Raw genomic sequence first — 23,069 nt, forward strand, 5'->3', positions numbered from 1 at the left:
ATCCTATTTTACCATGAGTGACCAATCTATGCTCACCCATCGAGATGGTATGTAAGTACCAAAGTCACTTGTGCTCTTAAGGTATTCATTTAAGAATTTCAGCAAGCCTGACTTCAATAACTGATGTGATCATTAAATGCCCCTTAAGTCGAGAAGAGGATGCAGCATATATTATTGGTTGTTATGATGTGGCGGTTGCAGTTTTTAATATTTCCACGGTGAAGTTGCAGGATTAATCACAGTAGCAGTTATATTATCTAAGTTTAGAAAAGGAAATAATAAATTGGCTATTCGATGAGTACGTAGCGGAGGCAGATTTATCTATATTAAAATTAGTTAAATCTGTTTGATATATAATCCTGATTGAATAAATCTAAAGGTCATCTCCACCATCACCATCAGAGTCACCGCCTCCGCTATTGCCACCAGGTCCATCAAAAAAATCATTTATGGTGTCAATTACCCCCTTATCATCGTCTTTTGAATTAACAACTTGTTCATTCGTTTTATAATCTAAAAATTTATTAAAGGCAATTGTTTGAACAATCGTGTCTTGACTTCTCCGAAAGAATAAAAAGATTATCGCTATAATCGCGAGCAATCCAAGTAGTATTAATAGTAGCATTATCGTCCCCTCCTTTACTTGATGAAAATTAAAATATTCCATTTGGACTTCCGAGCAGGAAACCTTTTGATTCACACTTCTTGCTTTTACAAGTACCGCAACTCGAACAAATTACCCAGCCGCAAATGGCACACGTTTGATCAATAGAACTATCTATTTCTGATTTACAGTTTCCGCATCGGTAAACGTAGGCACTTAAATATCGTTGATTAATTAAATGTATAACAAGATCATCAACTTGTTTTTTTCTCATAACCGCATAGTAGGAGTGATCAGGTTCTTTACTCTCACCAATGATAATACAAATATCCTTATGCAAGCTTGACCATGCAGCTTGGCCACTAGCAAAAGAGATCATTTTCTCACCTCCATCATTAGTAAATTTTATGAGATGAACGTTAGATTATACCTGACGTTTAAACTATTAATAAGAACCTCATTCTAATTATGTCAATTAAAAGAGTTTTTTCTCTAACGCAGTTTAATGTTTATTCATTCAATGGTATATTGCATATAAGTGTCATCATGAGTTAGCCTTTCATTCTTAGAATTTTAAGAATGAAAAGGAGTTAATCATGAGAAGAAAGAAGTGGGCTGAGGAAGAAGTTCAATATATTAGAGAGAATCTTGGTTTAGTTAAAATTTCAACAATGGCTAATAAACTAGAGCGAACAGAAATGGCCGTTGTACTGAAATTGAAGCGTTTAGGATTAGCAAATACAAAATCATTTTCTGGAGATCTTACCATGCACCAGCTTAGTAATCTATTACAAGTAGATGCTAAAACGGTTAAATTGTGGATAGAAAATCATGGACTGCCTTGTAAAAGAAGGATAACAAGATCAACTAGGAAATTTTATTTTGTTAGTCAGCAACAATTTTGGGTTTGGGCATTTGCTAATAAAGATAAGGTTGATTTCTCGAAAATTGAACAAAAAACTATTGTTCCTGAACCAAATTGGGTAGAAAAAGAAAGATTGATCAAAAAGAAGAATAATTACAAGTCCTGGACGACGGACGAAGTCAAACTCATGTTACATTTACTGTCTACTGGTACTAACTTTGAGTATATAGGAAAGAAGTTAGAGCGAACTACTACTAGTGTTAGACGGAAGTATAATCGAATTAGATATGAATAATTCCCATACCTATACAAGGGCAAAATTGTTGAAAAACAATGACGCAAAGCCAAGGGCCTACGGAAATCTATGGTAGCCGGTTACTATAGAATGGAAGGTTATAACCAGTTGATGACATCTTTTAGGCGCTCTTCGGAGTGTCTTTTTTGGTACATTATTCATAAGTTTAGCGTCATTGATGTATTTTATTGGTAAATAAATGAGCGAAAAAGACTATTATCAACCTCCTTATTATCTAGGATAATAGAATGTATAATATACTACTTCATAAATTGTACGAAATGGCAAAATCGCTGAAAAGTGGTGACGCAAAGCTATAGGAGCTAACGTCTTGAATGACTATGCTAGCCAGTTCCCGAATACGGACTCCGTCGGTTTATGGATTTGAAGGAGATTAATATGAAGAAATTATATTTTCGTATGAAATACAACTGGCACATCGTAAAATTCCAGAAGTTGAAAATGACATTGGAAGAAGATAGTAATCAACCGTCCAAATCCAACCTTAAAAACCAGATTAATTACCATGAAAAATCAGCCTTACAATGTATGTTTAAATTCTAAGTGTCCAACAGGACGCTTTTTTTATGGTCTAGGCAATTAATTCCTAAGCTTTGCCACGTCCGGCTTCGGCGCCTACCCCACCCGCGTTTTCGTGTTTTCTGGCTATAATGAAAAACTAAAAATAACATGCTGATAGATTGAATGATAAAATCGATGGTAAAAGAGGAATTATATGAAAATTGATAAACAATGGGTTCAAGCAGATAGTGACTTTATAAAGAAAAAAGTTATTGAACATAATCTACAACAGTTGTCCAAAGAATCTAAAACGCCATTTGAGAATACTAGTTTTGTCTTAAGAGACGATGAAGAAAACATAGTTGGTGGTGTTACAGCAACGATGTACTGGTTTCATATGCACATTGATTTCTTGTGGGTAAAAGAGGAACTCAGACACTACGGATACGGAAGCACGTTAATGAATGAAATAAAGGAACTGGCAATTGTTAAAGGTTGTCGTTTCATTATTTTGGATACATTTAGTTTCCAAGCGCCCGGTTTTTATAGAAAACTAGGATACGAGGTAATCGGGATTGTGGAGGACCATCCAAAGGGGCACAATCAATATTATATGAAAAAAGACCTTATCATTTAATTAAATAACTTACACGCAGAGGAAAGCCGTTTAAAAAGGAGGGATTTTAACTTGAATTTCACTTTCGTATGGTTGTTGTTGATTATCATTTTGTTTTTCTCTTTATATTTTAATATGAAAAAAAGACAACAGTCAGCTGTTAGAGGGTTTAAAAGTGCTCTAACATCCATTTGCTTTTATTTAATTGCTATTATTAATATCGTAGCTTACTTTTTTAATTTCTTGGGAATAATAAGCTGGTTTTTAACCGTTTGTTTGATACTACTAGGCGCTTATTTCACGAAGTATTTATCACCACAAAAGAGAGTGAATAATTAATTCAACTGGCATCATCCTTTTATATAGCAGCCCAAATCCATATAAATACTGCTAATAAGCTATAGAAAATAATTAATTTGATTCCTTTTTTTGAAAGGAGTTGTACTAAAGCTAGATAAAAGAAAAAAACAGCTATAAAGTATAATGGATCTATTGTTTTAGTAACTGCAGCCATAAAAAGCAATAGTAATGCTACGAATGTATGTAACCCTGATAGTTTCTTTTCTTGTTTTTTTTCCATTTTTAACTCACCTCTGAAGTAATTTCTATTCTATACTATCATAATTTATAGTACTTGGTGATGATAAAGCTATAGTATTATCCATTTTCAAAACAGAGGAAGGTTAAACTTCCTCTGTTATTTTACAAGAGGTGTGGTACAAATTTTTATTAATAGAAAGATGCGCCAACTATAATCAACAAGATAAATAGGACGACAATCAAGGCAAAACCGCCTCCAGCGCCATATCCAGCACCAGCATCATAACCATCATAGTAACTCACTTGAAATCACCACCTTATTATCTTGATTACTATAAGTTATGACATTTATGGTAATGGTTGAGGGCTAGAGACTATTTATAACTAAAACAGGCTTGATTTAACCGACTAGTAATAATTTATTCGAATACGAAAAGACATTTTTAATGACTTATAAGAGTCAATTTCATAATTACAATTTATTTATATATATTAAAATAAGTGAATTTTTAAAAAAACATGTAAGAAACTCTTACAAAAATAATGATGAACTTCCAATACTATGTTAAATTTAATTTGTAAAGATAGAGATCAATGTGTTAACGAGAAATTTCTTTACTCTCCGTTTATTTTGATAAGGTGTCTGCTACGTATTTGCTAGCATAAAAAAGCCAAAATATCCCCGTATTTTGGCTTTTTTATGCTTATTTATTGCTTAGGAAATTATAAATTGGTTTTGAGTGGATAATTTTTGACAAGGTTAGGCTGCGTCCAAATCCAGCGTCATAATACTGATTTTTTGAAAGTTGTCATCCGCAAATAGTTGGGATGACCTTATGCAACAATTGCTGCATAAGGTAAATTCAAATAATATTACTTTACTAAGTTGAGAGCTTTTAACCCATTAAATATACCGGAGTCGGTAACACCAGTTGTTCTATGTTTTGCATATTGAAAGATATCAGGGTGTCCATTACCCATCGCGAATCCTTCTCCAACGTATCGCAACATTTCCTTATCATTCATTCCATCACCAAAGGCGATTGCGCTTTCCTTAGGAATTTCTAAGTGTTCTAAAATCGCTTTAACTGAATGACCTTTGTTAACATTTTCGCGTATTACATCGTAACTATGCGTTAATCCTGGAACGTTTACTTGAGAAAAGTAAATATCATCACTTGTATAATAAAGAGATGGTTCACTTTCGTTTAAGTTTATTAATGTTATTCCTAGAATCTCATCAATCACATCGTTAGAAAAGGGTTCATTTTTTTCTAGTTTGAATGAATCAATAAATTGTTTAACTACTGGTGCATCAATTGTTGTGAAAGTATTTTTACTTCTCGTATAAAGAACTATTTCATGACCATGTTTTTTAGCAACCTCCAAATAAAATTTAATTGTATCGGGGCTCATTGGTTTGTCGAGAATATTTTTGTTTTTATATGTTGCAAATGCTCCATTATATCCAATAAATGACCTGATATTAAGCTTGTTGGCAATACTTGAGACTTCATGAAGTGGTCGGCCAGTCGCGAGAACAACCTCAATACCTTGATTTGTAACTTGGTTGATTGCGTCTATCGTCGATTCTTGAATTGTGTGGTCAGGCTGTAGTATTGTTCCGTCAATGTCTAAAAATAAAATTTTATATTTGCTCATCAAATTCTCCTCAGGTAAGTTTAAATAATTTTATCATAAAAAGAGAGCGGATAAAATTATAAGAAGACTATTAACCATAGAAAAAATAGTTGATAGAAAATTAGATTTTAACTATGACGACTACTAATTTGAAATGCTATTTTTTTGAAAGGAATACTTATAATTAATTCTGTGTTGTATAAACTAATAAAATGATTTATTGTATGTAAAGTACGTAATTTAAAGTTTTTAATACTTATTTACTATTGACCTATAATCAGTTTTAAGAAAGAAAGGGAAATAAATGAAATCAAATAAAGAGTTTGTTGTTATTGGCTTAGGACGATTTGGTGGAAGCCTATGTAAAGAATTGACTAGTATTGGTATTGAAGTGTTAGCGATAGATAAAGATGCGGAAAGAGTACAAGAATATAATTCGGTGGTCAGCCATTCAGTAGAATTGGATGCAGTAGACGAGCAAGCATTAATAGAAATTGGTATTCGTAATTTTGATTGTGTGGTTGTGAGTATTGGAGAGGATATCCAGGCAAGTATCCTAATAACCTTGATTCTTAAGGAAATTGGAATTAATCAAATATGGGTAAAAGCTCGCGACGATTACCATCAAAAAGTATTAGAAAAAATAGGTGCTGATAAAATTATCCATCCCGAACGTGATATGGCTAGGAGAATAGCTCATCATATTAGTTCGGACAAGGTAACAGATTACATAGAGTTATCAAAGGATTTTAGTATTGTTGAAATTATAGCTAGTAGCAAAATAGCTGGAAAAACTTTAAGTAAACTTGATGCTCAAGATAGATATAAATGTACAATTGTAGCAATTAAAAAAAGTGAAGATGAGATTTCAATCATACCTTCTGTTGATACACGAATTGATTTAAATGATATTTTAGTAATGATTGGAAACAACAAAGCATTAGAACGATTTGAAGATGAACGAATTTGATATGTATGGGCGTTTTTCGAAGGTTGTTGGCCCCATAGGTAATCGTTAAATAGTGAAAATTATATAGCTAAGAAAAGAAGGAGAGCTAAATTTCAATCGCTCTCCTTTTTATTTTGTATAATGATAGTTCGATTTATAAAATTATTTAAAAATTTATATCAAAAATTAAGCGAAAAGTATTATAATATAATTATTAGGAAAGCGGTTTCCTTAATAAATCGAGGGAGGTTTACTTATGAAAAAATATATAGCAATCGATGTTGGCGGGACGAATGTTAAGCATGCTGTGATATTAGAAGATGGTAGCTTTGTCACAAAGAATAAATATCGCACGGATCGTACGAATTTAAATAGATTTGTAGAAGATATGATTCAAATAATAGATGTATATATCAAACAATATGAAATAAGCGGCATCGGTATCAGCATGCCTGGATTTATAAACGTAGAGACGGGATACTCAGAAACTGCTGGTTCGATAACAGTACTTAACGACAAAAACTTGAGGTTATATTTGGAAGAAAGAATAACACTTCCAATTGAAATGGAGAATGATGGAAACTGTGTAGCTCTTGCCGAAAAATTGAACGGTAATGCAGTAGATTGCGAAAATTTTATATGTGTAACCGTTGGAACTGGAATAGGTGGAGGAATAGTCATCAACAATAAAATAGTCCATGGCCATTCTTATAAAGGTGGGGAATTTGGATTTATGGTAACTCAAAATGGAATCACCGATAAGGAGCTTTGGCATTTTAATGGTTCGACTGGCAGTTTGATCAAAGACTATAAGAAATTGAAGAGTATCAACGAGAGTGTAATCGTAGAGGGTGAACGAATATTTGCTGAAGCTGAGCAGGATGAAAATGTACAGGAGCTAATAAATTATTGGTTGAGAAATATTAGTAACGGGATTTTCAACCTAGTTGCGACGCTAAATCCCCAAAAGATATTGATCGGCGGTGGAGTCAGTGCTCGTGAAGATTTGTTAGATAGATTGAAAAGTCACTTGAATCAGAATCAATCTTGGAATGACTTAGCTGTTCCGATTGAGATCTGTAAACACAAAAACGATGCAGGGATGCTTGGAGCTTTAAAACATTTCTTGGATCGGAATGGCAGAGCATGAAATTAAATTGTAACTAAGTGGTTTACAAATGAGTAAAGTCCTTATATCTTCAGAAGACATAAGGACTTTATTCCGTTACGAAATTTTAATATGCTTATCGCTATCTTTTTTATGTTTGGCATAAAAAGTCACCATTGGTTCTAGACTTTGTTTAAAGTCAGTGCACTTAATCCCAGCTTGTTTTAAATCCGATTGAGCCTGTGAACAATCATATGTTGTCAAACAAGTAAAGTAGTCTAAAGCTTGTTTTTCTACCTTTAACCACTTTCTAATTGCAGGGATTGATAAGAAACTTTTTGCTATTGGAAGAGGAATACTTCCAACCGGTTTCTTACCAAGGTACTGTTTCATTATCATTTGGTAAACCTGTTGCATCGTATAAGGATTTGGATCTGTTAAATGATATGTCTTGCCAACCCCTATATCTGCGTGACCAAGGTAAATGGTAGCCTGTAGAATATAGTCGACAGGGACAAAGTTACCCTCAGCCTTACTAGTCCCTAAAAAAGGAATAATAGGTAAGAATCTCAGACTTTCAAACATATTTAATATGAAATAAGGTCCATCGAATTTAATTGTCTCGCCAGTAATTGAATTTCCCTTCACAACTCCAGGGCGGATAATTGTTGTAGGAACCCTATCCATTATCTTTCTTACTAATTTTTCTGCTTCAAATTTAGTATGTTCATAGTGATTTTTAAATGTTTGGCCCTCATCCAGTTCTGTTTCTAAAATTTCTCCTTCACGCGTTCCAGCCACGTATGCGGTACTAAAGTAGATGTAACGCTTAAGATTTGTTAGTGAAAGTAACCAATTGTTAACCTGGTTTGTACCGTTAACATTAACCTGATAAGCTATATCTTTTGGGACAGCTAGGTCATAAATCGCTGCTAAATGAAAGACATGAGTTACTGTTTCACTTAATTGTCTATTTATTTCAGTCGTCAAGTTTAAATTAGTTGCGGTAATGTCACCTTGTATGACTGTGAATTTTTCTTTCATACTATTATTCGAACTTATAATTCTTTCAACTTCTTCTTCAGCCTTTTGTTTCAAATCAGGTAATACGAGCAAATAAATGTGATCAATCTCATTACTAGATTTAAGAAGTAATTGTTTGATTAGTGAAGAACAGATGAATCCAGGAAAACCTGTAAAAAAGTAGGTGTTTCTCATCATTTTCTCCCCTTTCAATAGTTTATTTATGATATTAATTAGGCTAATAACAATAAATACCCTCTATTTTTAGACAAAAAGTTTTATAATAATTATAATAACGTAATCGTTTAACAAAAGTTATATGCTTACGAGGAGGAATACCATGGAAAATATTTATTTAGATCACAATGCAAGCACACCGATTGATCAAGAAGTTGTCAATGAAATGATCCCTTATTTCACTAACCAATTTGGAAATCCCTCTTCGGGACATTGGGCAAGTCAAGATGCAAAAGAAGTCATAGATAACGCCAGAGGAAAGGTTGCCTCATTACTTGGTTGCCATGCGGATGAAATTGTTTTTACCAGTGGAGGCAGTGAAGCCAATAATCATGTATTAAAAGGGGTATATACAAGTCTAAAACAAAAAGGCAATCACATTATTACAACCAAGATAGAGCATCCTGCAATTACAGCGCCATGTAAGTATTTAGAGTCAATTGGTGCCGAGGTTAGCTATCTCGAGGTTGATTCTTATGGAAGAGTCAACCCGGAGCAAATAAAACAAGAAATTAAAGATACAACAATCTTAATCTCTGTCATGCACGCAAATAATGAAGTAGGTACTATCCAACCAATTGATGAAATAGGGGAGATTGCTAAACAATATGGTATTCTATTTCATACCGATGCAGCTCAATCAATCGGGAAGATTACAACTAATGTTGATCGAATGGGAGTAAATTTGCTTTCTATCGCAGGGCACAAACTATATGCGCCAAAAGGTATCGGCGCGCTTTTCATTAAAAGAGGCACACCAATTTCTCCTTTAATTCATGGAGCAGGTCATGAACAAGGAAGAAGAGCAGGTACGGAAAATACACCATACATCGTTGCTTTAGGTAAAGCCTGTGAACTCGCAACTGAGTATCTAAGTCATTCTGATTCAATCCGTGAGCTAAGGAATCACTTTTGGAATGAATTGTTAAAGATCTATGGTGAAAAAGTCGTATTAAATACTCGGTTAGATTATTGTTTACCCAACACACTCAGTGTTAGTTTTATAGGTGTAGAGGGAGCAGAAATTCTCAGTAAAATACCTGAAATCGCTGCTTCAACTGGTTCAGCATGCCATTCAGGAAACATCGAACTATCTTCTGTATTAAAGGCGATGGGAATTAAGGAACACGTAGGAATAGGTGCGATACGATTTAGTTTGGGTAGGACCACGACAAAAGAGGAAATAAATCGAGCTATTGATATAATTAGAGAAAGAATCTAAGGGGACACATTTGAATGAGTTTTGTATGTTTTTTCTTAATTAATGGTAATAAAGTGATATCATATTTTAAACAGCAAGCCATATAATGTAAATAACACTAGAATCATAAGTGTTAGTGACCTGCCAAGTAAGTATTAATAACGTAGATAAAACTCACATCTGAATCATGAGATAGTCCGAATCCTTCCATCTACTTCCATACCCTTTTTATTATAAACTGCATCGTTTATTGTTCGTTAAATTTTCTCTGAGTCCATAGAAAGCAAGTTGTTCATGTAACTCAGTTAACCCTTTAATCTGATGATACAAAGTCGGAGGGGATGTTTAACCATTTTGCTATGGTAGCTATTTTAACGGAATCTATTCCTCCTTTGTTAGCGATGTCGCCGCAAAATTTCAATGCTTTGCTAGCCCTTAGGACCATTCTAGGTAACATAGTAAAACTTCATATGTTTGTTAGTTTCATTTTTTGCATGCACCAAAGATTCTCTATTTATTAATTCTGAATTGCTTTCCTAGTGCTCACCACGACAAGCTTAAGAAAAGCTACTGTTCTTTGCAAGATAGACTAAGTACTAGGTTAGCCACGTCTCGCTTCGGCGAAGCTTTTGTGCTTACTCTTTTAGGGATACCACCACGAACAAGCAAATTCTCTTCGTGTATAGCCAATGAACATTCCCCAGTTAACAATCTTGAATCTCGCTTTGAAATATTAATAGGAATCAAAGGAATTATTTCTTTCTACATGGTCATCGTGACCATTAGTTTTGCAAGTCCTTTTCAATTTAAATAGCTATAAGATAAAGTTTAAATAGTACAATTTTGTGAACGTGTTCACAACTATTGTGAGGAATGATATAATTAGAATTACAATAGCCGAATTGGAAGATGAAACATTGTGAATTGAATCACGTGTTTCATAATAAAGAATTAGGAATCGAATAGTGTAAAGTAACTTATTTTCCGAGCTTAACAAGGAAACGCAATCCTAAAATCAACTAAGATTTTTATTCCATTTTTTTAAACGATAAACTAAATTGAATAGGAGGAGAATTATGAAGAAAGTTAGAATTCAATTAAAAGAATTAACTTGTCCTAGTTACATTAATAAAATCGAGAATGCTCTGCCAAAGCTGATTGGGGTATTTGGAGTAGAGGTACTATACCATTCTGATGAGGTAGAGGTAGTTTATGAAGAGACTGTTATCCAATTCACTGAGATTGAAGAAATTGTTCGTGATCTAGGATTTAAGGTTTTAGGTCGTAAGATTAACACAAATAAAAATAAATCAGACATGTCAGGGAGCGTTGCTTAATATGTTTTTAAGTACATTAAAAAGAATGGGGAGTGTGTAATAGTTACACACTCCCCATTCTTTTGTTTAATTCTAAATATTATTGGTATCCACCCACGCAACATGGTTCAATTTCTCCCAATCGCTAATCTTCTGTTATCTCCTGGTAAAAAACCACATAGAGATTAAAATAACTGAACTAGGTTTGCGTATTTTATTGTTTACCTGATTGGTTGTTTAATTCTCTCTTTTTTTAAAAAATAGTAATCAATATCAAGGTGTTAAATTTAGGAACTGAACTGTAACCGTCCATTTTTGGAGGAGTATTTGTTGATATAGTATGAAGAGTAAGCTAACAAATTGACAAAAAATAGCTACGCTTTTATAATTGCCTTTAATTCGAGATAATTGATTTGTCATGTTGATTCAGAAATTTATAATTCGACTAGCTCCATTAAAAATGTCGAAACAGGTGGAGGTTATATAATGAAACATGTATTTAAAGAAGGATCAGACAAAACTAAACCAGTTTTACTACTGCTTCACGGGACTGGAGGTACTGAACAGGATCTGTTACCACTGGGTGATATTATTGAGCCATCATCATCGGTTTTAAGTGTACGTGGTAATGTATCAGAGAACGGGATGCCGAGATATTTCCGCCGTCTTGCAGAAGGAGTATTTGATGAAGAAGACTTAATCTTTCGCACAAAGGAATTAAATGATTTCTTAGATGAAGCTGCAGAAAAGTATGACTTTGATCGTAACAATATTGTAGCTGTTGGCTATTCGAATGGTGCAAATATTGCAGGAAGCTTATTATTCCATTATCAAAACGCGTTGAAGGGTGCTATCCTACATCATCCAATGGTACCGAGACGTGGCATAGAGTTACCTGACTTGACTAAGTTACCAGTTTTTATCTCAGCAGGGGAAAACGATCCGATTTGTCCAGCGCAAGAAACGAAAGATTTAAAGGAACTTCTTCTAGCGGTTGGTGCAAAAGTTCAAGTACACTGGGAGAAAAATGGACACCAGTTAACTCAAACTGAAGCGGCAGCAGCTGCTGAATGGTTTAAAGAGAATATCAATTAAAATCAAAAGGACCGTTTTTTTAAAAAAACGGTCCTTTACTTTTCTGACTACTTACTTAACTAATCCTAACGATTTTAATCCATTGAAAATACCTGAGTCTGTGACAGCTGTTGTTTTGTGCTTAGCGTATTCAAACAAAAGTGGATGTGCATTCCCCATTGCGAAACCCTCTCCAACAACAGATAACATCTCTAAATCATTCATACCATCACCAAAAGCAATCGCATTTTCTAAAGGAATATTAAGGTGTGCAAGTACCTTTTTAACGGCATGCCCCTTGTTAACATTTTCTCTTATTACGTCGTAATCGTTTCTTTTTCCATCAGAATGAACAGGTGATAAGCGGAGATTTTCATTCGTTTTATATAAATCTAAGTCGTTTTCTCCTAGGTTAACAACGGACATACTCAGTATATTCCGGTAATCAGTTACCGTTAATTCAGCGTTATTTTTAAAATGTAAGGATTCAATGATTTCTTTTGAAATTGGTGATTCAAGTGAAAGGAACAAATTCTTTTGATTAGTGAAAAGGAGCATCTCATGTCCATTTTTCTTTGCAACAGATGAGAAGTGCTCGACAACATCGGGACTCATTGTTTCATTGACAATTTTGTGATTTTTATAAATAGCCAAAGCACCGTTATAACCAACGAAAGATGCAATATTCAATTGTTCCGCTATGTAAGCAATTTCGTGGATTGGACGTCCAGTTGCTAGAAAAACTTCAACACCTTGGTTTTGAACTTGCTGAATGGCGAGCTTCGTTGAGTTTTCAATTCGATCATCAAATGTTAAAACAGTTCCGTCAATATCTAAAAATAAAGCTCTATAGTTTGTCATTATGTCCCCCTACATTGATTATTGCTTATCAAAACTGGATGAAGTTAGCATAAGTATAAGTCAGATAAATCTATAGTAGCTAACTAAATCTTAAATAAGATTACAACCTATTTATCAATAATGCAATTATCATCTGTTAAAAATGGATCAATCGTTTTTTTTTTGTTTTTGACTAAATTGAAGTAGATTTTTTTAGATATAAAAAGATTACAAATAAACAAAAAAATCCTAAAAATGTGATATAATTATACTTGAAAGGGAGTGCCCGTTTGAAGAATATGAATAATGCGTTCGACAGTGGTGAAGTTGTAAATATTGAGAAGACTGGTGAGTTAGTAACGATCTCTAAATGGCAATATGTAAAGCATATGAAAAAATATTCTTATATTGTTAATGAGTATCCGAGTACTTTTTACTTTGAAGAAGAATTAAAAAAAGCCTAAAAAACTAAACTCATAATTATAATGCGCTTAGGATTGATACTAATCCTTGGCGCTTTTAATTTCTCGAGGTAGAAGCACCTGTTGACATGATAAGTATTCTAAAGGATACTATCTAGTTTTAAAGGGAAAATAATTGGATTAACTAAGTAATCTAGCAACCTTTGAAACTATGATGAATAGTTTTTTTCGCTTTAATCTATTAATTTATGCTATTATTCGTTTCCTTAGGACTTGCGTTTTTGTCAAAAAAAGATAACTACTATAAAATGCGAAATGTGGTGTAGGTTATGTTTGAACTTTCATTATTACAATGGTTGATTGTTATTTTAAGTGCAGTTTTTATTGGCTTTATGAAAACGGGTGTGTCTAGTCTTGGTATATTGGTTGTTACTATATTAATGTATGTATTCCCAGCGAAAGAATCGGTGGGTATTTTACTTCCTTTGCTAATTATTGGTGATATATTTGCTGTTATTTATTATCGTAAGAGTGTTGTTTGGAAATATTTAGTTTCACTGATTCCATGGGTATTGATTGGTATAATTATTGGTTTTTTTGTTTTAGACCAAGTAAATAGCGACCAGTTAAAACCGATTATTGGCGGACTGGTCCTTGCGTTAATTATTTTGCAGGTGAGTAGAGAGCGATTAGGTGAGAGATTTAACCAGCTGTTACCCAAATCGTTAAGTTTTACACTGTTAATGGGCGTATTGGCAGGATTTACTACAATGATTGGTAACGCTGCTGGTGGTGTTATGGCGGTTTACTTATTAGTAAAAGGATTACCTAAACGGGAATTCGTTGGAACTGGGGCTTGGTTCTTTTTGTTTGTTAACTTAATAAAAGTACCATTTTACATTTCCTTAGGATTAATAACGTTCGATTCGATTTCATTTAATCTATGGTTAGTTCCTACAATTATTGTAGGAGCATTTATTGGTATAAAAGTCTTGCCTTTAATACCTCAAAAAACTTTCCAAGTACTGATTTTAGCATTTGCAGCAATAGGAGCATTAAGGTTACTATTTGTATAAATCAGAATTAACGTTTTCAATATAAAAAACAGTTGATTAAATTCTAAGTAGTTCTGTTTCGGTGTACATAATAACAAAATGTACATCAAAATGAACTGCTTTTTTCATTAGAAATTGTACACGCAATTAAATAATATTTTTAGGTTTGCGGTTAAAAATGTAATTTTATGATAATGTGAGAATATAACTTGAAGGAATATGTGCTTATTCAACGAACAGTTAGTTAAAAAGTTAAATTTTAATTAAGATATTGTTATTTTTTTAGGGGGAATTACGGAATTGAAAAAGAGTGATGATTACTTTAAAGCAAGAAATGCTGAAGAATTACTTTTTGCCTTAACGAATAAAGAATCTTACATTATTATTTGTAAAGACTTTAAAGACGAATTTTTGAAAAAGACACAACTGCCACTCACGGAAACAGAAGAAATGGCATTTCAACTTGGATTCCGTGGTTGGGCAGGAATTTTGGAAGAAATATTTTTTCATATTATCAATGTCTTCACCAAAATAAATAAGCAACAAAAGAAAATTGACAGCAGGATCCGTAAATACAATTATAAAAAAATGAATGAGCACGAAATTCTCTTGTATTTACGTCAGTTGAATTATTAAGCTAAACGGATCTTTTTAGTTGAAGAAGAACAATACAGTGTAAGAGCTTGGGTAAAACCAAGTTCTTTTTTTATTTATTTACTGTAAACAGTTAGAAATTATTAAAGTGAAAAAAAACCCTCATTTGTCTCTTAAATTGCAATCGAATTTACACTCTAATTTGCAACTCTTCAATAATTTGTAACTGTTAAACTAAAATGGACAGTTTGTTCGATAAAACTGAACTACTTAATTAAATTCAGCTGTTTTTTTGTGATTTGGTATCTAGCCTCCAGCACCTACCCGCCTGAGGTCTTAAGTCAAGCCTCTTTGTGCTAAAAAACACCATTAGAGCCTCGACTTAAGCTTGTCGTGATGACCAAGACCCTTGCGCTTTTCTTGTGCTTGTTATCGCTTATTGAGTACTTCTAATTGTGGAACGGTATTTTAAGGAATAAAAAAGTCATTTTATTATTGACACACTTGTATATACAAGATACAATGAAAACGCAATCAAAAACTTGTATATACAAATTTGGGTAATTATTATTAAAAAAAGGGGGAAAATGGTTATGAGTAAATATACGGATTCGGCTAAGGAACTACTGGAACACATAGGTGGTAGTGACAATATTTCGGTAGTTACACATTGTGCGACGAGAATGCGTTTCGTACTTAATGATCCAGCCAAAGCGGATGCAGAAAAAATTGAAGAAATTGACCTTGTAAAAGGGACATTTACTAATGCGGGCCAATTTCAAGTTATCGTTGGTAATGAAGTTGCAACCTTTTACAATGAATTTACGGAGATAGCTGGTGTTGGCGATACATCAAAGGACGAAGCAAAAGTTGTAGCAAAACAAAACATGAATTTTATTCAACGGATGATTTCTCATCTTGCTGATATTTTTACACCGTTAATTCCAGCGCTTGTTGTTGGTGGTCTTATTCTAGGTTTTAGAAATGTTATTGGTGAGATCGGCATGATGGGACCAGATAATGAGTTAACATTAGTTGAAGTTTCTCAATTTTGGGCTGGAGTGCATTCGTTCTTATGGTTAATTGGTGAAGCAATATTTCATTTCTTACCAGTCGGAATCACTTGGGCGATATCAAGAAAAATGGGAACTACGCAAATTCTTGGTATTGTTTTAGGTATCACGCTAGTTTCTCCTCAACTACTTAACGCTTATGGCGTTGCAGGTGCTGAAGCAATTCCATTTTGGGACTTTGGATTTGCCCAAGTAGAAATGATTGGTTACCAGGCCCAAGTAATTCCAGCTATCTTAGCAGGTTTTGTATTAGCATATCTTGAATTAGGGTTACGTAAAGTTATTCCGAATGTAATTTCAATGATTTTTGTCCCATTCTTTGCACTTATTCCAGCAGTATTAGTTGCTCACGTCGTACTAGGGCCAATTGGTTGGACAATGGGTTCTTGGATTTCTGATGTTGTTTACTCAGGTTTAACGTCTACATTTGGGTGGTTATTTGCGGCGATATTTGGGTTTGCTTATGCGCCACTTGTTATTACCGGTCTACACCACATGACTAACGCAATTGATTTACAATTAATGAGTGAATTTGATGGTACTAATCTTTGGCCAATGATAGCACTGTCTAATATTGCACAAGGGTCAGCCGTTGTTGCGATGATCTTCTTAAATAAAAAAGATGAAAAAGAACAACAGGTTTCTGTTCCAGCTGCAATTTCTTGTTATTTAGGTGTTACAGAGCCAGCAATGTTTGGTATTAATTTGAAATATGTATTCCCATTTTTAGCTGCGATGATTGGCTCTTCGATTGCGGCAATCGTATCAGTTGGTAGCGGGGTAATGGCTAACTCGATTGGTGTAGGGGGTATTCCAGGATTCCTTTCTATTCAGTTTCAGTTCTGGCCAATGTTCTTCCTGTCAATGACGATAGCTATTGTAGTGCCAATTGCATTAACAATCGCATTATCTAAAACAAAGATGGGTGTTAATGCATATAAACGTCTAGGTAAATAATTTAACAACTCACATAGGAAAGGAAATAGCAACCAACTAGTTGGTTGCTATTCCGTTTATTAATTAATAAAACAGGTAGGTGCTTTAACATGAATCAGAGATGGTGGGAAAAAGCTGTTGTTTATCAAATTTATCCGAAGAGTTTTAACGATACTACAGGAAATGGAACAGGGGACATCCAAGGAATCATTGAAAAACTCGATTATTTTAAAAAACTAGGTGTTGATGTCCTTTGGTTAACTCCGATTTACAAATCACCACAACGAGATAATGGTTATGATATTAGTGACTATTACAATATTTACGAGCAGTATGGATCGATGGGAGATTTTGAACAATTATTAAAAGAAGCACATCAGCTTGATATCAAGATTATTATGGATATCGTTGTTAATCATACATCAACAGAACACGATTGGTTTCAAAAGTCGTTGACATCAAAAGATAATCAATATCGAGATTATTATGTATGGAAAGACGGTAAAGAAGGCGAAGCTCCAACAAATTGGGATTCAAAGTTTGGTGGATCTGCTTGGCAATATGATGAAAATACCGAACAGTATTATTTGCACCTATTCGATGATTCTCAAGCAGATTTGAATTGGGAGAACGAAGATTTGCGAAAAGAAGTCTATCAGATGATGGACTTTTGGCTTTCTAAGGGGGTCGATGGCTTCCGTCTTGACGTCATCAATTTAATTTCTAAGAATCAAGATTTCCCTGACGATGACGGTAGTGTTGCACCAGGAGATGGGCGGAAATTTTATACGGACGGACCAAGAGTACACGAATTTCTCCGAGAAATGAACCATGAAGTCTTTTCTAACTATGACATTATGACAGTTGGTGAAATGTCATCAACAACAATTGAAAATTGTATTAAATACTCGAATCCAGATCGACAAGAGTTAGACATGACGTTTAACTTTCATCATCTGAAGGTGGATTATCCAAACGGCAAAAAGTGGACCAAAGCAGATTTTGATTTTCATCAATTGAAGCATATTTTATCCACTTGGCAAATTGGGATGAATAGAGGTGGAGGATGGAACGCACTATTTTGGTGCAACCACGACCAGCCCCGTGCGGTGTCAAGATTTGGGGATGATGAACAATATCATAATAAATCCGCAAAAATGTTAGCTACCACAATTCACATGATGCAGGGAACTCCTTATATTTATCAAGGGGAAGAGTTTGGTATGACAAACCCTAAATTTGATAAGATTGATGATTATCGTGATGTTGAATCATTAAACATGTACAACTTAAAGAAAAAAGAAGGAATAACCGACCAAGAAATAATTGAGATCCTTAAGCAAAAGTCGAGAGATAACTCAAGAACTCCTGTTCAGTGGAACGATAGTCAAAATGCAGGATTTACAACGGGTAATCCTTGGATTAACACTGCAAAAAACTTTAAAGAAATTAATGCACAACAAGCAGTTGCTGATAAAAATTCGATTTTTTATCATTATCAAAAGCTAATTAAGCTTAGGAAAAAGTACGATATTATAACAAATGGAGACTTTCAGTTGCTTTTAGAACAACATGATGATATTTTTGCTTATATACGTAGCAATAAAAAAGAAAAATTACTCGTAATAAATAACTTTTATGGAAGAGAGACAACCTTCACATTACCAAAGACAGTTGATGTCGCTGGATATACAAGTGAATTGTTGTTAACGAACTATTCCGATTCATCAAAAAGCATACAACAAATTGAGTTAAGACCGTATGAATCGATTGTTTATCACTTAAAATAATAGATGGGGATCTTCAATGAAAAACAAGTATTTATCAATTTATGATGAAATTGCTAAACAAATTAAAATAGGTGATCTGGAACCTGATACGCTGCTACCCTCAGAGAATGAAATGACAGTTCTCTATGATACATCAAGAGAAACAATTCGTAAGGCATTAAACCTTCTATCTCAAAATGGTTTTATTCAAAAGGTTAGAGGGAAGGGTTCTATAGTAATTGACATTGATAAATTTGACTTTCCTGTATCTGGACTTGTCAGTTTCAAGGAACTTTCCCATAAAATGGATAAAGTTAAAACAATTGTTAGCCAATTATCTTTAACTAAACCTAGTTCATATATCAAACGACAGTTAAATCTAACTGATGATAAATCCGTTTGGCATGTAGTAAGGGTAAGAGAAATTGGTGGAGAAAAAATCATCCTCGACAAGGATTATCTAATTGAGGAGTTTGTACCAACGTTAACGGAAGAAATTTGTAAGGATTCCATTTATAATTACTTGGAAAATGAATTAAAACTAACAATTAGTTTTGCGAAAAAGGAAATTATTGTTGTAGAGCCGACTGATGAAGACCGGGAATTGCTGGATCTTGACGGCTTTCATAATGTGGTTGTAATTAAAAACTACGTTTATTTTGATGATGCCAGTTTGTTTCAATACACAGAATCCAGGCATCGGCCAGACAAGTTTCGATTCGTTGATTTTGCCCGAAGAAGGCATTAAAAAACTTGAGGAGTGTTATCATGCTGAAAAAAATATTTGGTAAAAAAGAAACTGTAGTGGAACGAGTTACAACGCCAATTAATGGGAAAGTAGTAGACATTACTGATGTACCAGATCCAGTATTTTCTCAAAAAATGATGGGAGAGGGTATTGCAATTGAACCATCGGATGGTGAAGTAGTAAGTCCAGTTGATGCAGAGGTTGTCCAAGTCTTTCCGACCAAGCATGCTGTTGGCCTAAAGACGAAATCAGGTTTAGAATTACTAATCCATATTGGCTTAGAAACAGTCAGTTTAGACGGAGAAGGCTTTGAGGCTTTTGTCAAGGCTGGAGACAAGGTCAAGCGTGGAGATAAGTTGGTTAGCTTTGATTTAGAAACCATCAAAGAAAAAGCTACAAGTACAATATCACCTTTGATTATTACTAATATGGATGAAGTAGTTGAAAGTGTAGAGAAAGATTTAAATGAATCTGCAAAAACATCAGAAACAGAGGTTCTTACGGTAACACTTAAATAATCGCTTAAAGAGGCACCTTTTTGGTGTCTCTTTAATTATATTTATATTAATTTAAATTCTAAAAACATAAAAAATGAATCACTAAGAAGTCTTTGATTGATCAGCACAAACTCCTAATGTCTATAGGTTAACTACTGCCTATTATTCCTCTTCTGACAAACAAGTTCATAATAATCATTTTCAAGAAAAGAATAAAATAGAATAATAAATATTTTGAATTACCTAGTTTAAACAAACTAAGCATACTTTCTTTAGAATGATGAATTTAGTTGCTTAGGAATAATGGGGGACATTTCTAGTAGGTGTAATGTAGAGGTTTAATATTAAAACAAAAAAAGACGAATTCAATTAAGAATTCGTCTTTTGAATGTTCAAATTAACCTTTTTGAACGTTTGCTGCTTGTGGTCCACGGTTACCTTCTTCAACTTCGAAAGAAACTGTTTGGCCTTCTTCAAGTGTTTTAAAGCCTTCGCCTTGGATAGCAGAGAAATGAACGAATACGTCGTCTTGTCCTTCTACTTCGATAAATCCAAAACCTTTGTCTGCGTTAAACCATTTTACTGTACCTTGTGTCATAAATATTTCCTCCTAGTGTGGTTCGTCCACACAATGTATTACTATTCTTGCTCTTGCCTCAAAACGAGAACTTTACGTAGCGTTTTACTTGAAGTGTTTGTCGAACAAAATAGCTTAATTATTATTATAACAAAAAAAAGCGATAAGTCAACAAGACAAGCAAAAAAATTTATTATTAATTTAAGTGGCTTTATAAATTCAATAAAATGTATCCGTATTGTTAAAAAAGCAGTTCATGATATCTAAAGTGGCAAAGTATTAACTAGTCAAAAAAATAACACTAAAAAATTTTTAAAAAATCGGTTCGCTTTTAAGTTAATGAAGTATGGAAAGGATAAATCAAACCAAAGTAATCATGATTGTGGACTGATTCTTAAACGGGAAAAAAGTATGTTTTTAAAATGAAAGATATATCTAAGTCAAGATACTTTATTTTTAGGTATGATTTTCGTTAATCTAAACTAAATAAAAAAAAGTTAAGAAGAGGTATGTGATGAAGCAAGTACATAGTAATATCATACAGTTTCGCGGATCTCACTATCAATTTGGATTGAAGCAAGGTGAGGAACTAAAAAATTCGTTAACAGTTAAAAATCGTGAGCAGCAATGGAAGGTACGAAAAAAGCGATTCGCAATTGACCCATCTGAGGCGAAACAAGCAATTACTACGTTTGCCCCTAGTTTATGGGAAGAGTTGTTGGGATTGAGAGATGCACTAGAATGGCCAATTGAGCAAGTGTTAACAGAATTTGGTGGGTACCGTTTAGACTATGTCCGTTCAGGTTGTTCAATTGTAACAGGTGATAATTATTTAATTCGTAATTACGATTATCACCCAAAAACATATGAAGGTCGGTATGTGCTGTTAAAACCAACAGATGAGGGTTATGCAACGATTGGACCAAGTCAGCGTATTACTGGTCGATCGGATGGAATGAATGAAATGGGCCTGGTAATGGGGTATAATTTTATGCACCGTAAAAAACCTGGAAATGGGTTTATTTGCGGAATGATTGGTAGAATTGTTTTAGAACAATGTGCTAATGTAGCAGAGGCAGTTGAAATGCTGAAGAATATTCCTCATCGCCATTCGTTTAGCTACATCGTTTATGATAAGACTGGAGAAACATATGTTGTAGAGGCATCACCGCGTGGCGTTGAGGTTCGAAAGTCCAATGTCTGTACAAATCATTTTGAAATTATGGAGAAGGAAAATCGAAATTATCTTGTTGATTCCAAGCGGAGGATGGATGTAATTCAAAGTCAACAACCTGAATTTAAACAAGCCTATGATGCGTTTCGCTTGTTCAACGATACAGGTAAAGGTGTTTTTTCAACCGAATATCAAAATTGGGCAGGTACTATTCATACCTCAGCTTATTTTCCAAATCAATTGGAATCGTGGTTTGTTTTAGGTGGTAACCAAGAACCGACAACATTTGACTTCTTTGAATGGCTACAGGATAAGGATATAATGTTAAGCAGGGTAATAGGAGAAGTAGACACAGACATACCGTTTGCCCATATGGATAAGCACGCTGATTGGTTTAATCGAAAGTAATGTTTTTAAAATATAGCGAATAGGGGTGAAGATATGGATGGTAAGAACCGTAAAAATATTCAGCCAGGGCATACAGTAGATATCGTGTTAAAACAAGATCAAAGAAGTGGGAAGTTAACACGCGGAATCGTTAAAAACATTTTAACAAATTCGCCAACACATCCACATGGAATTAAAGTACGCCTTGAAGATGGACAGGTTGGAAGAGTAAAAGAAATTGTAAAGAACTGAATCAATTGCAAAAACAGTACTATGAAATTGACTAAACTAAGATAAAATAAACAGTTGAATTTGACTACCATCTTTTAATAGAGGGTAGTCTCTTTTATGTTAAATAAAAAAGTCGCTGATAATGTGCTAATACAAATACTTACTGCATATAGTTAACTAGAGAGTATATTTTTAAAATCTATTAAGTTTTACCAGAAAAGGTATTTTAAAATAGTCCAAAAAACTAGTTAGTTATTTATAGTTCAATATGGATGATTAGGTTAGGGGGAGTTTTGTTGAGTGCTGAAGCTGTTATTGTCGTATTTATTTTTTATATGATTTTTGCCTTTTTTGTTAGTTATTTCTCAGCTCATTATATGATCAACGAAACAGGCCTATTTGAATCTAATATTGTAGTGGCAACGATGATTAACTTACTCCAAGCTGTGTTAGCAATTTTTGTTTGGTTTTTATATTCTGTAGGCATCAGTAAATCGCTATTTTTTGACGGTCTTCTTTTTAGTTTGCTTTTACTTTTTGTTAGTGAGGTTGCACTTGTTGTATTGTTATATGCCAATAAAGAAAAAGTGAATTACCATTTGATAAAATTAAAGGAAATAGTTCGAATCCTTAAGTATAGATAATCGATCAACAATAGGATGTACTAGTTTAATTAAAAGGGCGACAATCTTGAGATTGTTGCCCTTTTAATTAGTGTAAGAAAGTATAAAATTTTGCGCTTCGATGTCTAGCTCCAGCGCCTACCCGTAAATAA

General features: G+C 33.8%; 27 protein-coding genes and 2 riboswitches. Of the genes, 18 read left to right on the top strand and 9 right to left on the bottom strand.

What is annotated here, in order from left to right:
- Positions 1-373: 373 nt before the first annotated feature.
- Positions 374-625 (bottom strand): ATP-dependent metallopeptidase FtsH/Yme1/Tma family protein, encoded by a 252-nt coding sequence (locus LD272_RS16680; protein WP_226037737.1) that lies wholly within the window; start codon positions 623-625, stop codon positions 374-376.
- A 28-nt stretch (positions 626-653) separates the two neighbouring features.
- Complete coding sequence (locus LD272_RS16685) at positions 654-983, bottom strand: hypothetical protein (protein ID WP_226037738.1); 330 nt, start codon at positions 981-983, stop codon at positions 654-656.
- A 217-nt stretch (positions 984-1,200) separates the two neighbouring features.
- On the opposite strand from LD272_RS16685, the gene LD272_RS16690 reads away from it, so the two are divergent.
- The 3 genes from LD272_RS16690 (at position 1,201) to LD272_RS16700 (ending at position 2,923) form a co-directional block, all read left to right on the top strand.
- Complete coding sequence (locus tag LD272_RS16690; protein WP_226037739.1) at positions 1,201-1,764, top strand: DNA-binding protein; 564 nt, start codon at positions 1,201-1,203, stop codon at positions 1,762-1,764.
- Between the two features lie 8 nt (positions 1,765-1,772).
- Positions 1,773-1,852, top strand: a riboswitch (cyclic di-GMP riboswitch).
- Positions 1,853-2,037: 185 nt separating this feature from the next.
- Positions 2,038-2,124: riboswitch (cyclic di-GMP riboswitch) on the top strand.
- 39 nt (positions 2,125-2,163) lie between these two features.
- Positions 2,164-2,328 (top strand): hypothetical protein, encoded by a 165-nt coding sequence (locus LD272_RS16695; protein WP_226037740.1) that lies wholly within the window; start codon positions 2,164-2,166, stop codon positions 2,326-2,328.
- Positions 2,329-2,500: 172 nt separating this feature from the next.
- Entirely contained in the window at positions 2,501-2,923 is a 423-nt protein-coding gene (locus LD272_RS16700) for a GNAT family N-acetyltransferase (RefSeq protein ID WP_226037741.1), read from the top strand.
- Between the two features lie 337 nt (positions 2,924-3,260).
- On the opposite strand, the gene LD272_RS16705 is transcribed toward LD272_RS16700, so the two are convergent.
- The 3 genes from LD272_RS16705 to LD272_RS16715 form a co-directional block, all read right to left on the bottom strand.
- The gene (locus tag LD272_RS16705; RefSeq protein WP_226037742.1) at positions 3,261-3,482 is read right to left on the bottom strand and encodes a hypothetical protein; all 222 of its coding nucleotides are present in this window, start codon (positions 3,480-3,482) and stop codon (positions 3,261-3,263) included.
- Positions 3,483-3,631: 149 nt separating this feature from the next.
- Positions 3,632-3,745: a YjcZ family sporulation protein gene (locus LD272_RS16710; protein ID WP_226037743.1), complete on the bottom strand. Its 114-nt coding sequence runs from the start codon at positions 3,743-3,745 to the stop codon at positions 3,632-3,634.
- A gap of 570 nt (positions 3,746-4,315) precedes the next feature.
- Complete coding sequence (locus tag LD272_RS16715) at positions 4,316-5,104, bottom strand: HAD family hydrolase (RefSeq protein ID WP_226037744.1); 789 nt, start codon at positions 5,102-5,104, stop codon at positions 4,316-4,318.
- A 283-nt stretch (positions 5,105-5,387) separates the two neighbouring features.
- Here LD272_RS16715 and LD272_RS16720 point away from each other — a divergent pair, with 283 nt between their 5' ends.
- Complete coding sequence (locus LD272_RS16720; protein WP_226037745.1) at positions 5,388-6,053, top strand: potassium channel family protein; 666 nt, start codon at positions 5,388-5,390, stop codon at positions 6,051-6,053.
- 235 nt (positions 6,054-6,288) lie between these two features.
- Positions 6,289-7,182 (top strand): ROK family protein, encoded by an 894-nt coding sequence (locus LD272_RS16725; protein WP_226037746.1) that lies wholly within the window; start codon positions 6,289-6,291, stop codon positions 7,180-7,182.
- Between the two features lie 75 nt (positions 7,183-7,257).
- Here the strand turns inward: LD272_RS16725 and LD272_RS16730 are convergent, their stop codons facing one another.
- Positions 7,258-8,358, bottom strand: coding sequence for an SDR family oxidoreductase (locus LD272_RS16730; protein ID WP_226037747.1), 1,101 nt, complete (start codon positions 8,356-8,358; stop codon positions 7,258-7,260).
- Positions 8,359-8,503: 145 nt separating this feature from the next.
- Between LD272_RS16730 and LD272_RS16735 the strand changes: the two genes are divergently transcribed.
- Entirely contained in the window at positions 8,504-9,622 is a 1,119-nt protein-coding gene (locus LD272_RS16735) for a cysteine desulfurase family protein (RefSeq protein ID WP_226037748.1), read from the top strand.
- A 546-nt stretch (positions 9,623-10,168) separates the two neighbouring features.
- Here LD272_RS16735 and LD272_RS21525 read toward each other — a convergent pair.
- On the bottom strand, positions 10,169-10,291 hold the full coding sequence (locus LD272_RS21525; protein WP_255639789.1) for a hypothetical protein: 123 nt from the start codon (positions 10,289-10,291) through the stop codon (positions 10,169-10,171).
- A 386-nt stretch (positions 10,292-10,677) separates the two neighbouring features.
- Between LD272_RS21525 and LD272_RS16740 the strand changes: the two genes are divergently transcribed.
- The gene (locus LD272_RS16740; protein WP_226037749.1) at positions 10,678-10,938 is read left to right on the top strand and encodes a heavy-metal-associated domain-containing protein; all 261 of its coding nucleotides are present in this window, start codon (positions 10,678-10,680) and stop codon (positions 10,936-10,938) included.
- A gap of 465 nt (positions 10,939-11,403) precedes the next feature.
- A complete protein-coding gene (locus LD272_RS16745; protein WP_226037750.1) occupies positions 11,404-12,012 on the top strand; it encodes an alpha/beta hydrolase in 609 nt (202 codons plus the stop codon).
- 51 nt (positions 12,013-12,063) lie between these two features.
- Here LD272_RS16745 and LD272_RS16750 read toward each other — a convergent pair whose 3' ends face one another.
- Positions 12,064-12,852: an HAD family hydrolase gene (locus tag LD272_RS16750; RefSeq protein WP_226037751.1), complete on the bottom strand. Its 789-nt coding sequence runs from the start codon at positions 12,850-12,852 to the stop codon at positions 12,064-12,066.
- Between the two features lie 269 nt (positions 12,853-13,121).
- Between LD272_RS16750 and LD272_RS16755 the strand changes: the two genes are divergently transcribed.
- From LD272_RS16755 to LD272_RS16785, 7 genes are all read left to right on the top strand, one after another.
- Entirely contained in the window at positions 13,122-13,295 is a 174-nt protein-coding gene (locus LD272_RS16755) for a hypothetical protein (protein ID WP_226037808.1), read from the top strand.
- Positions 13,296-13,582: 287 nt separating this feature from the next.
- Positions 13,583-14,329, top strand: a complete 747-nt coding sequence (locus tag LD272_RS16760; RefSeq protein WP_226037752.1) for a sulfite exporter TauE/SafE family protein — start codon at positions 13,583-13,585, stop codon at positions 14,327-14,329.
- A 279-nt stretch (positions 14,330-14,608) separates the two neighbouring features.
- Positions 14,609-14,944, top strand: a complete 336-nt coding sequence (locus tag LD272_RS16765; RefSeq protein WP_226037753.1) for a hypothetical protein — start codon at positions 14,609-14,611, stop codon at positions 14,942-14,944.
- A gap of 551 nt (positions 14,945-15,495) precedes the next feature.
- Positions 15,496-16,932, top strand: a complete 1,437-nt coding sequence (treP, locus tag LD272_RS16770; RefSeq protein ID WP_226037754.1) for a PTS system trehalose-specific EIIBC component — start codon at positions 15,496-15,498, stop codon at positions 16,930-16,932.
- 89 nt (positions 16,933-17,021) lie between these two features.
- Positions 17,022-18,701 (top strand): alpha,alpha-phosphotrehalase, encoded by a 1,680-nt coding sequence (gene treC, locus LD272_RS16775; protein ID WP_226037755.1) that lies wholly within the window; start codon positions 17,022-17,024, stop codon positions 18,699-18,701.
- A gap of 16 nt (positions 18,702-18,717) precedes the next feature.
- The gene (treR, locus tag LD272_RS16780; protein ID WP_226037756.1) at positions 18,718-19,428 is read left to right on the top strand and encodes a trehalose operon repressor; all 711 of its coding nucleotides are present in this window, start codon (positions 18,718-18,720) and stop codon (positions 19,426-19,428) included.
- Positions 19,429-19,448: 20 nt separating this feature from the next.
- Positions 19,449-19,946 carry a PTS sugar transporter subunit IIA gene (locus tag LD272_RS16785; protein ID WP_226037757.1) on the top strand — a complete coding sequence of 166 codons (498 nt, stop codon included), beginning with the start codon at positions 19,449-19,451 and terminating at the stop codon, positions 19,944-19,946.
- 376 nt (positions 19,947-20,322) lie between these two features.
- On the opposite strand, the gene LD272_RS16790 is transcribed toward LD272_RS16785, so the two are convergent.
- The gene (locus tag LD272_RS16790; RefSeq protein ID WP_226037758.1) at positions 20,323-20,523 is read right to left on the bottom strand and encodes a cold-shock protein; all 201 of its coding nucleotides are present in this window, start codon (positions 20,521-20,523) and stop codon (positions 20,323-20,325) included.
- Positions 20,524-21,016: 493 nt separating this feature from the next.
- Here LD272_RS16790 and LD272_RS16795 point away from each other — a divergent pair, with 493 nt between their 5' ends.
- From LD272_RS16795 to LD272_RS16805, 3 genes are all read left to right on the top strand, one after another.
- Positions 21,017-22,084 carry a C45 family autoproteolytic acyltransferase/hydrolase gene (locus tag LD272_RS16795; RefSeq protein ID WP_226037759.1) on the top strand — a complete coding sequence of 356 codons (1,068 nt, stop codon included), beginning with the start codon at positions 21,017-21,019 and terminating at the stop codon, positions 22,082-22,084.
- 33 nt (positions 22,085-22,117) lie between these two features.
- Positions 22,118-22,315, top strand: a complete 198-nt coding sequence (locus tag LD272_RS16800; RefSeq protein WP_226037760.1) for a YwbE family protein — start codon at positions 22,118-22,120, stop codon at positions 22,313-22,315.
- 275 nt (positions 22,316-22,590) lie between these two features.
- A complete protein-coding gene (locus LD272_RS16805; protein WP_226037761.1) occupies positions 22,591-22,938 on the top strand; it encodes a hypothetical protein in 348 nt (115 codons plus the stop codon).
- The last annotated feature ends 131 nt before the right edge of the window (positions 22,939-23,069 follow it).

Source organism: Aquibacillus saliphilus, assembly GCF_020404745.1.
Classification (GTDB): Bacteria; Bacillota; Bacilli; order Bacillales; family Amphibacillaceae; genus Aquibacillus; species Aquibacillus saliphilus.

What these genes read in the sequence shown, in the direction of transcription:
- LD272_RS16680 (WP_226037737.1), bottom strand. Translation starts at nt 625, where the DNA reads ATGCTACTATTAATACTACTTGGATTGCTCGCGATTATAGCGATAATC.
- LD272_RS16685 (WP_226037738.1), bottom strand. Translation starts at nt 983, where the DNA reads ATGATCTCTTTTGCTAGTGGCCAAGCTGCATGGTCAAGCTTGCATAAG.
- LD272_RS16690 (WP_226037739.1), top strand. Translation starts at nt 1,201, where the DNA reads ATGAGAAGAAAGAAGTGGGCTGAGGAAGAAGTTCAATATATTAGAGAG.
- LD272_RS16695 (WP_226037740.1), top strand. Translation starts at nt 2,164, where the DNA reads ATGAAGAAATTATATTTTCGTATGAAATACAACTGGCACATCGTAAAA.
- LD272_RS16700 (WP_226037741.1), top strand. Translation starts at nt 2,501, where the DNA reads ATGAAAATTGATAAACAATGGGTTCAAGCAGATAGTGACTTTATAAAG.
- LD272_RS16705 (WP_226037742.1), bottom strand. Translation starts at nt 3,482, where the DNA reads ATGGAAAAAAAACAAGAAAAGAAACTATCAGGGTTACATACATTCGTA.
- LD272_RS16715 (WP_226037744.1), bottom strand. Translation starts at nt 5,104, where the DNA reads ATGAGCAAATATAAAATTTTATTTTTAGACATTGACGGAACAATACTA.
- LD272_RS16720 (WP_226037745.1), top strand. Translation starts at nt 5,388, where the DNA reads ATGAAATCAAATAAAGAGTTTGTTGTTATTGGCTTAGGACGATTTGGT.
- LD272_RS16725 (WP_226037746.1), top strand. Translation starts at nt 6,289, where the DNA reads ATGAAAAAATATATAGCAATCGATGTTGGCGGGACGAATGTTAAGCAT.
- LD272_RS16730 (WP_226037747.1), bottom strand. Translation starts at nt 8,358, where the DNA reads ATGAGAAACACCTACTTTTTTACAGGTTTTCCTGGATTCATCTGTTCT.
- LD272_RS16735 (WP_226037748.1), top strand. Translation starts at nt 8,504, where the DNA reads ATGGAAAATATTTATTTAGATCACAATGCAAGCACACCGATTGATCAA.
- LD272_RS16740 (WP_226037749.1), top strand. Translation starts at nt 10,678, where the DNA reads ATGAAGAAAGTTAGAATTCAATTAAAAGAATTAACTTGTCCTAGTTAC.
- LD272_RS16745 (WP_226037750.1), top strand. Translation starts at nt 11,404, where the DNA reads ATGAAACATGTATTTAAAGAAGGATCAGACAAAACTAAACCAGTTTTA.
- LD272_RS16750 (WP_226037751.1), bottom strand. Translation starts at nt 12,852, where the DNA reads ATGACAAACTATAGAGCTTTATTTTTAGATATTGACGGAACTGTTTTA.
- LD272_RS16760 (WP_226037752.1), top strand. Translation starts at nt 13,583, where the DNA reads ATGTTTGAACTTTCATTATTACAATGGTTGATTGTTATTTTAAGTGCA.
- treP (WP_226037754.1), top strand. Translation starts at nt 15,496, where the DNA reads ATGAGTAAATATACGGATTCGGCTAAGGAACTACTGGAACACATAGGT.
- treC (WP_226037755.1), top strand. Translation starts at nt 17,022, where the DNA reads ATGAATCAGAGATGGTGGGAAAAAGCTGTTGTTTATCAAATTTATCCG.
- treR (WP_226037756.1), top strand. Translation starts at nt 18,718, where the DNA reads ATGAAAAACAAGTATTTATCAATTTATGATGAAATTGCTAAACAAATT.
- LD272_RS16785 (WP_226037757.1), top strand. Translation starts at nt 19,449, where the DNA reads ATGCTGAAAAAAATATTTGGTAAAAAAGAAACTGTAGTGGAACGAGTT.
- LD272_RS16790 (WP_226037758.1), bottom strand. Translation starts at nt 20,523, where the DNA reads ATGACACAAGGTACAGTAAAATGGTTTAACGCAGACAAAGGTTTTGGA.
- LD272_RS16795 (WP_226037759.1), top strand. Translation starts at nt 21,017, where the DNA reads ATGAAGCAAGTACATAGTAATATCATACAGTTTCGCGGATCTCACTAT.
- LD272_RS16800 (WP_226037760.1), top strand. Translation starts at nt 22,118, where the DNA reads ATGGATGGTAAGAACCGTAAAAATATTCAGCCAGGGCATACAGTAGAT.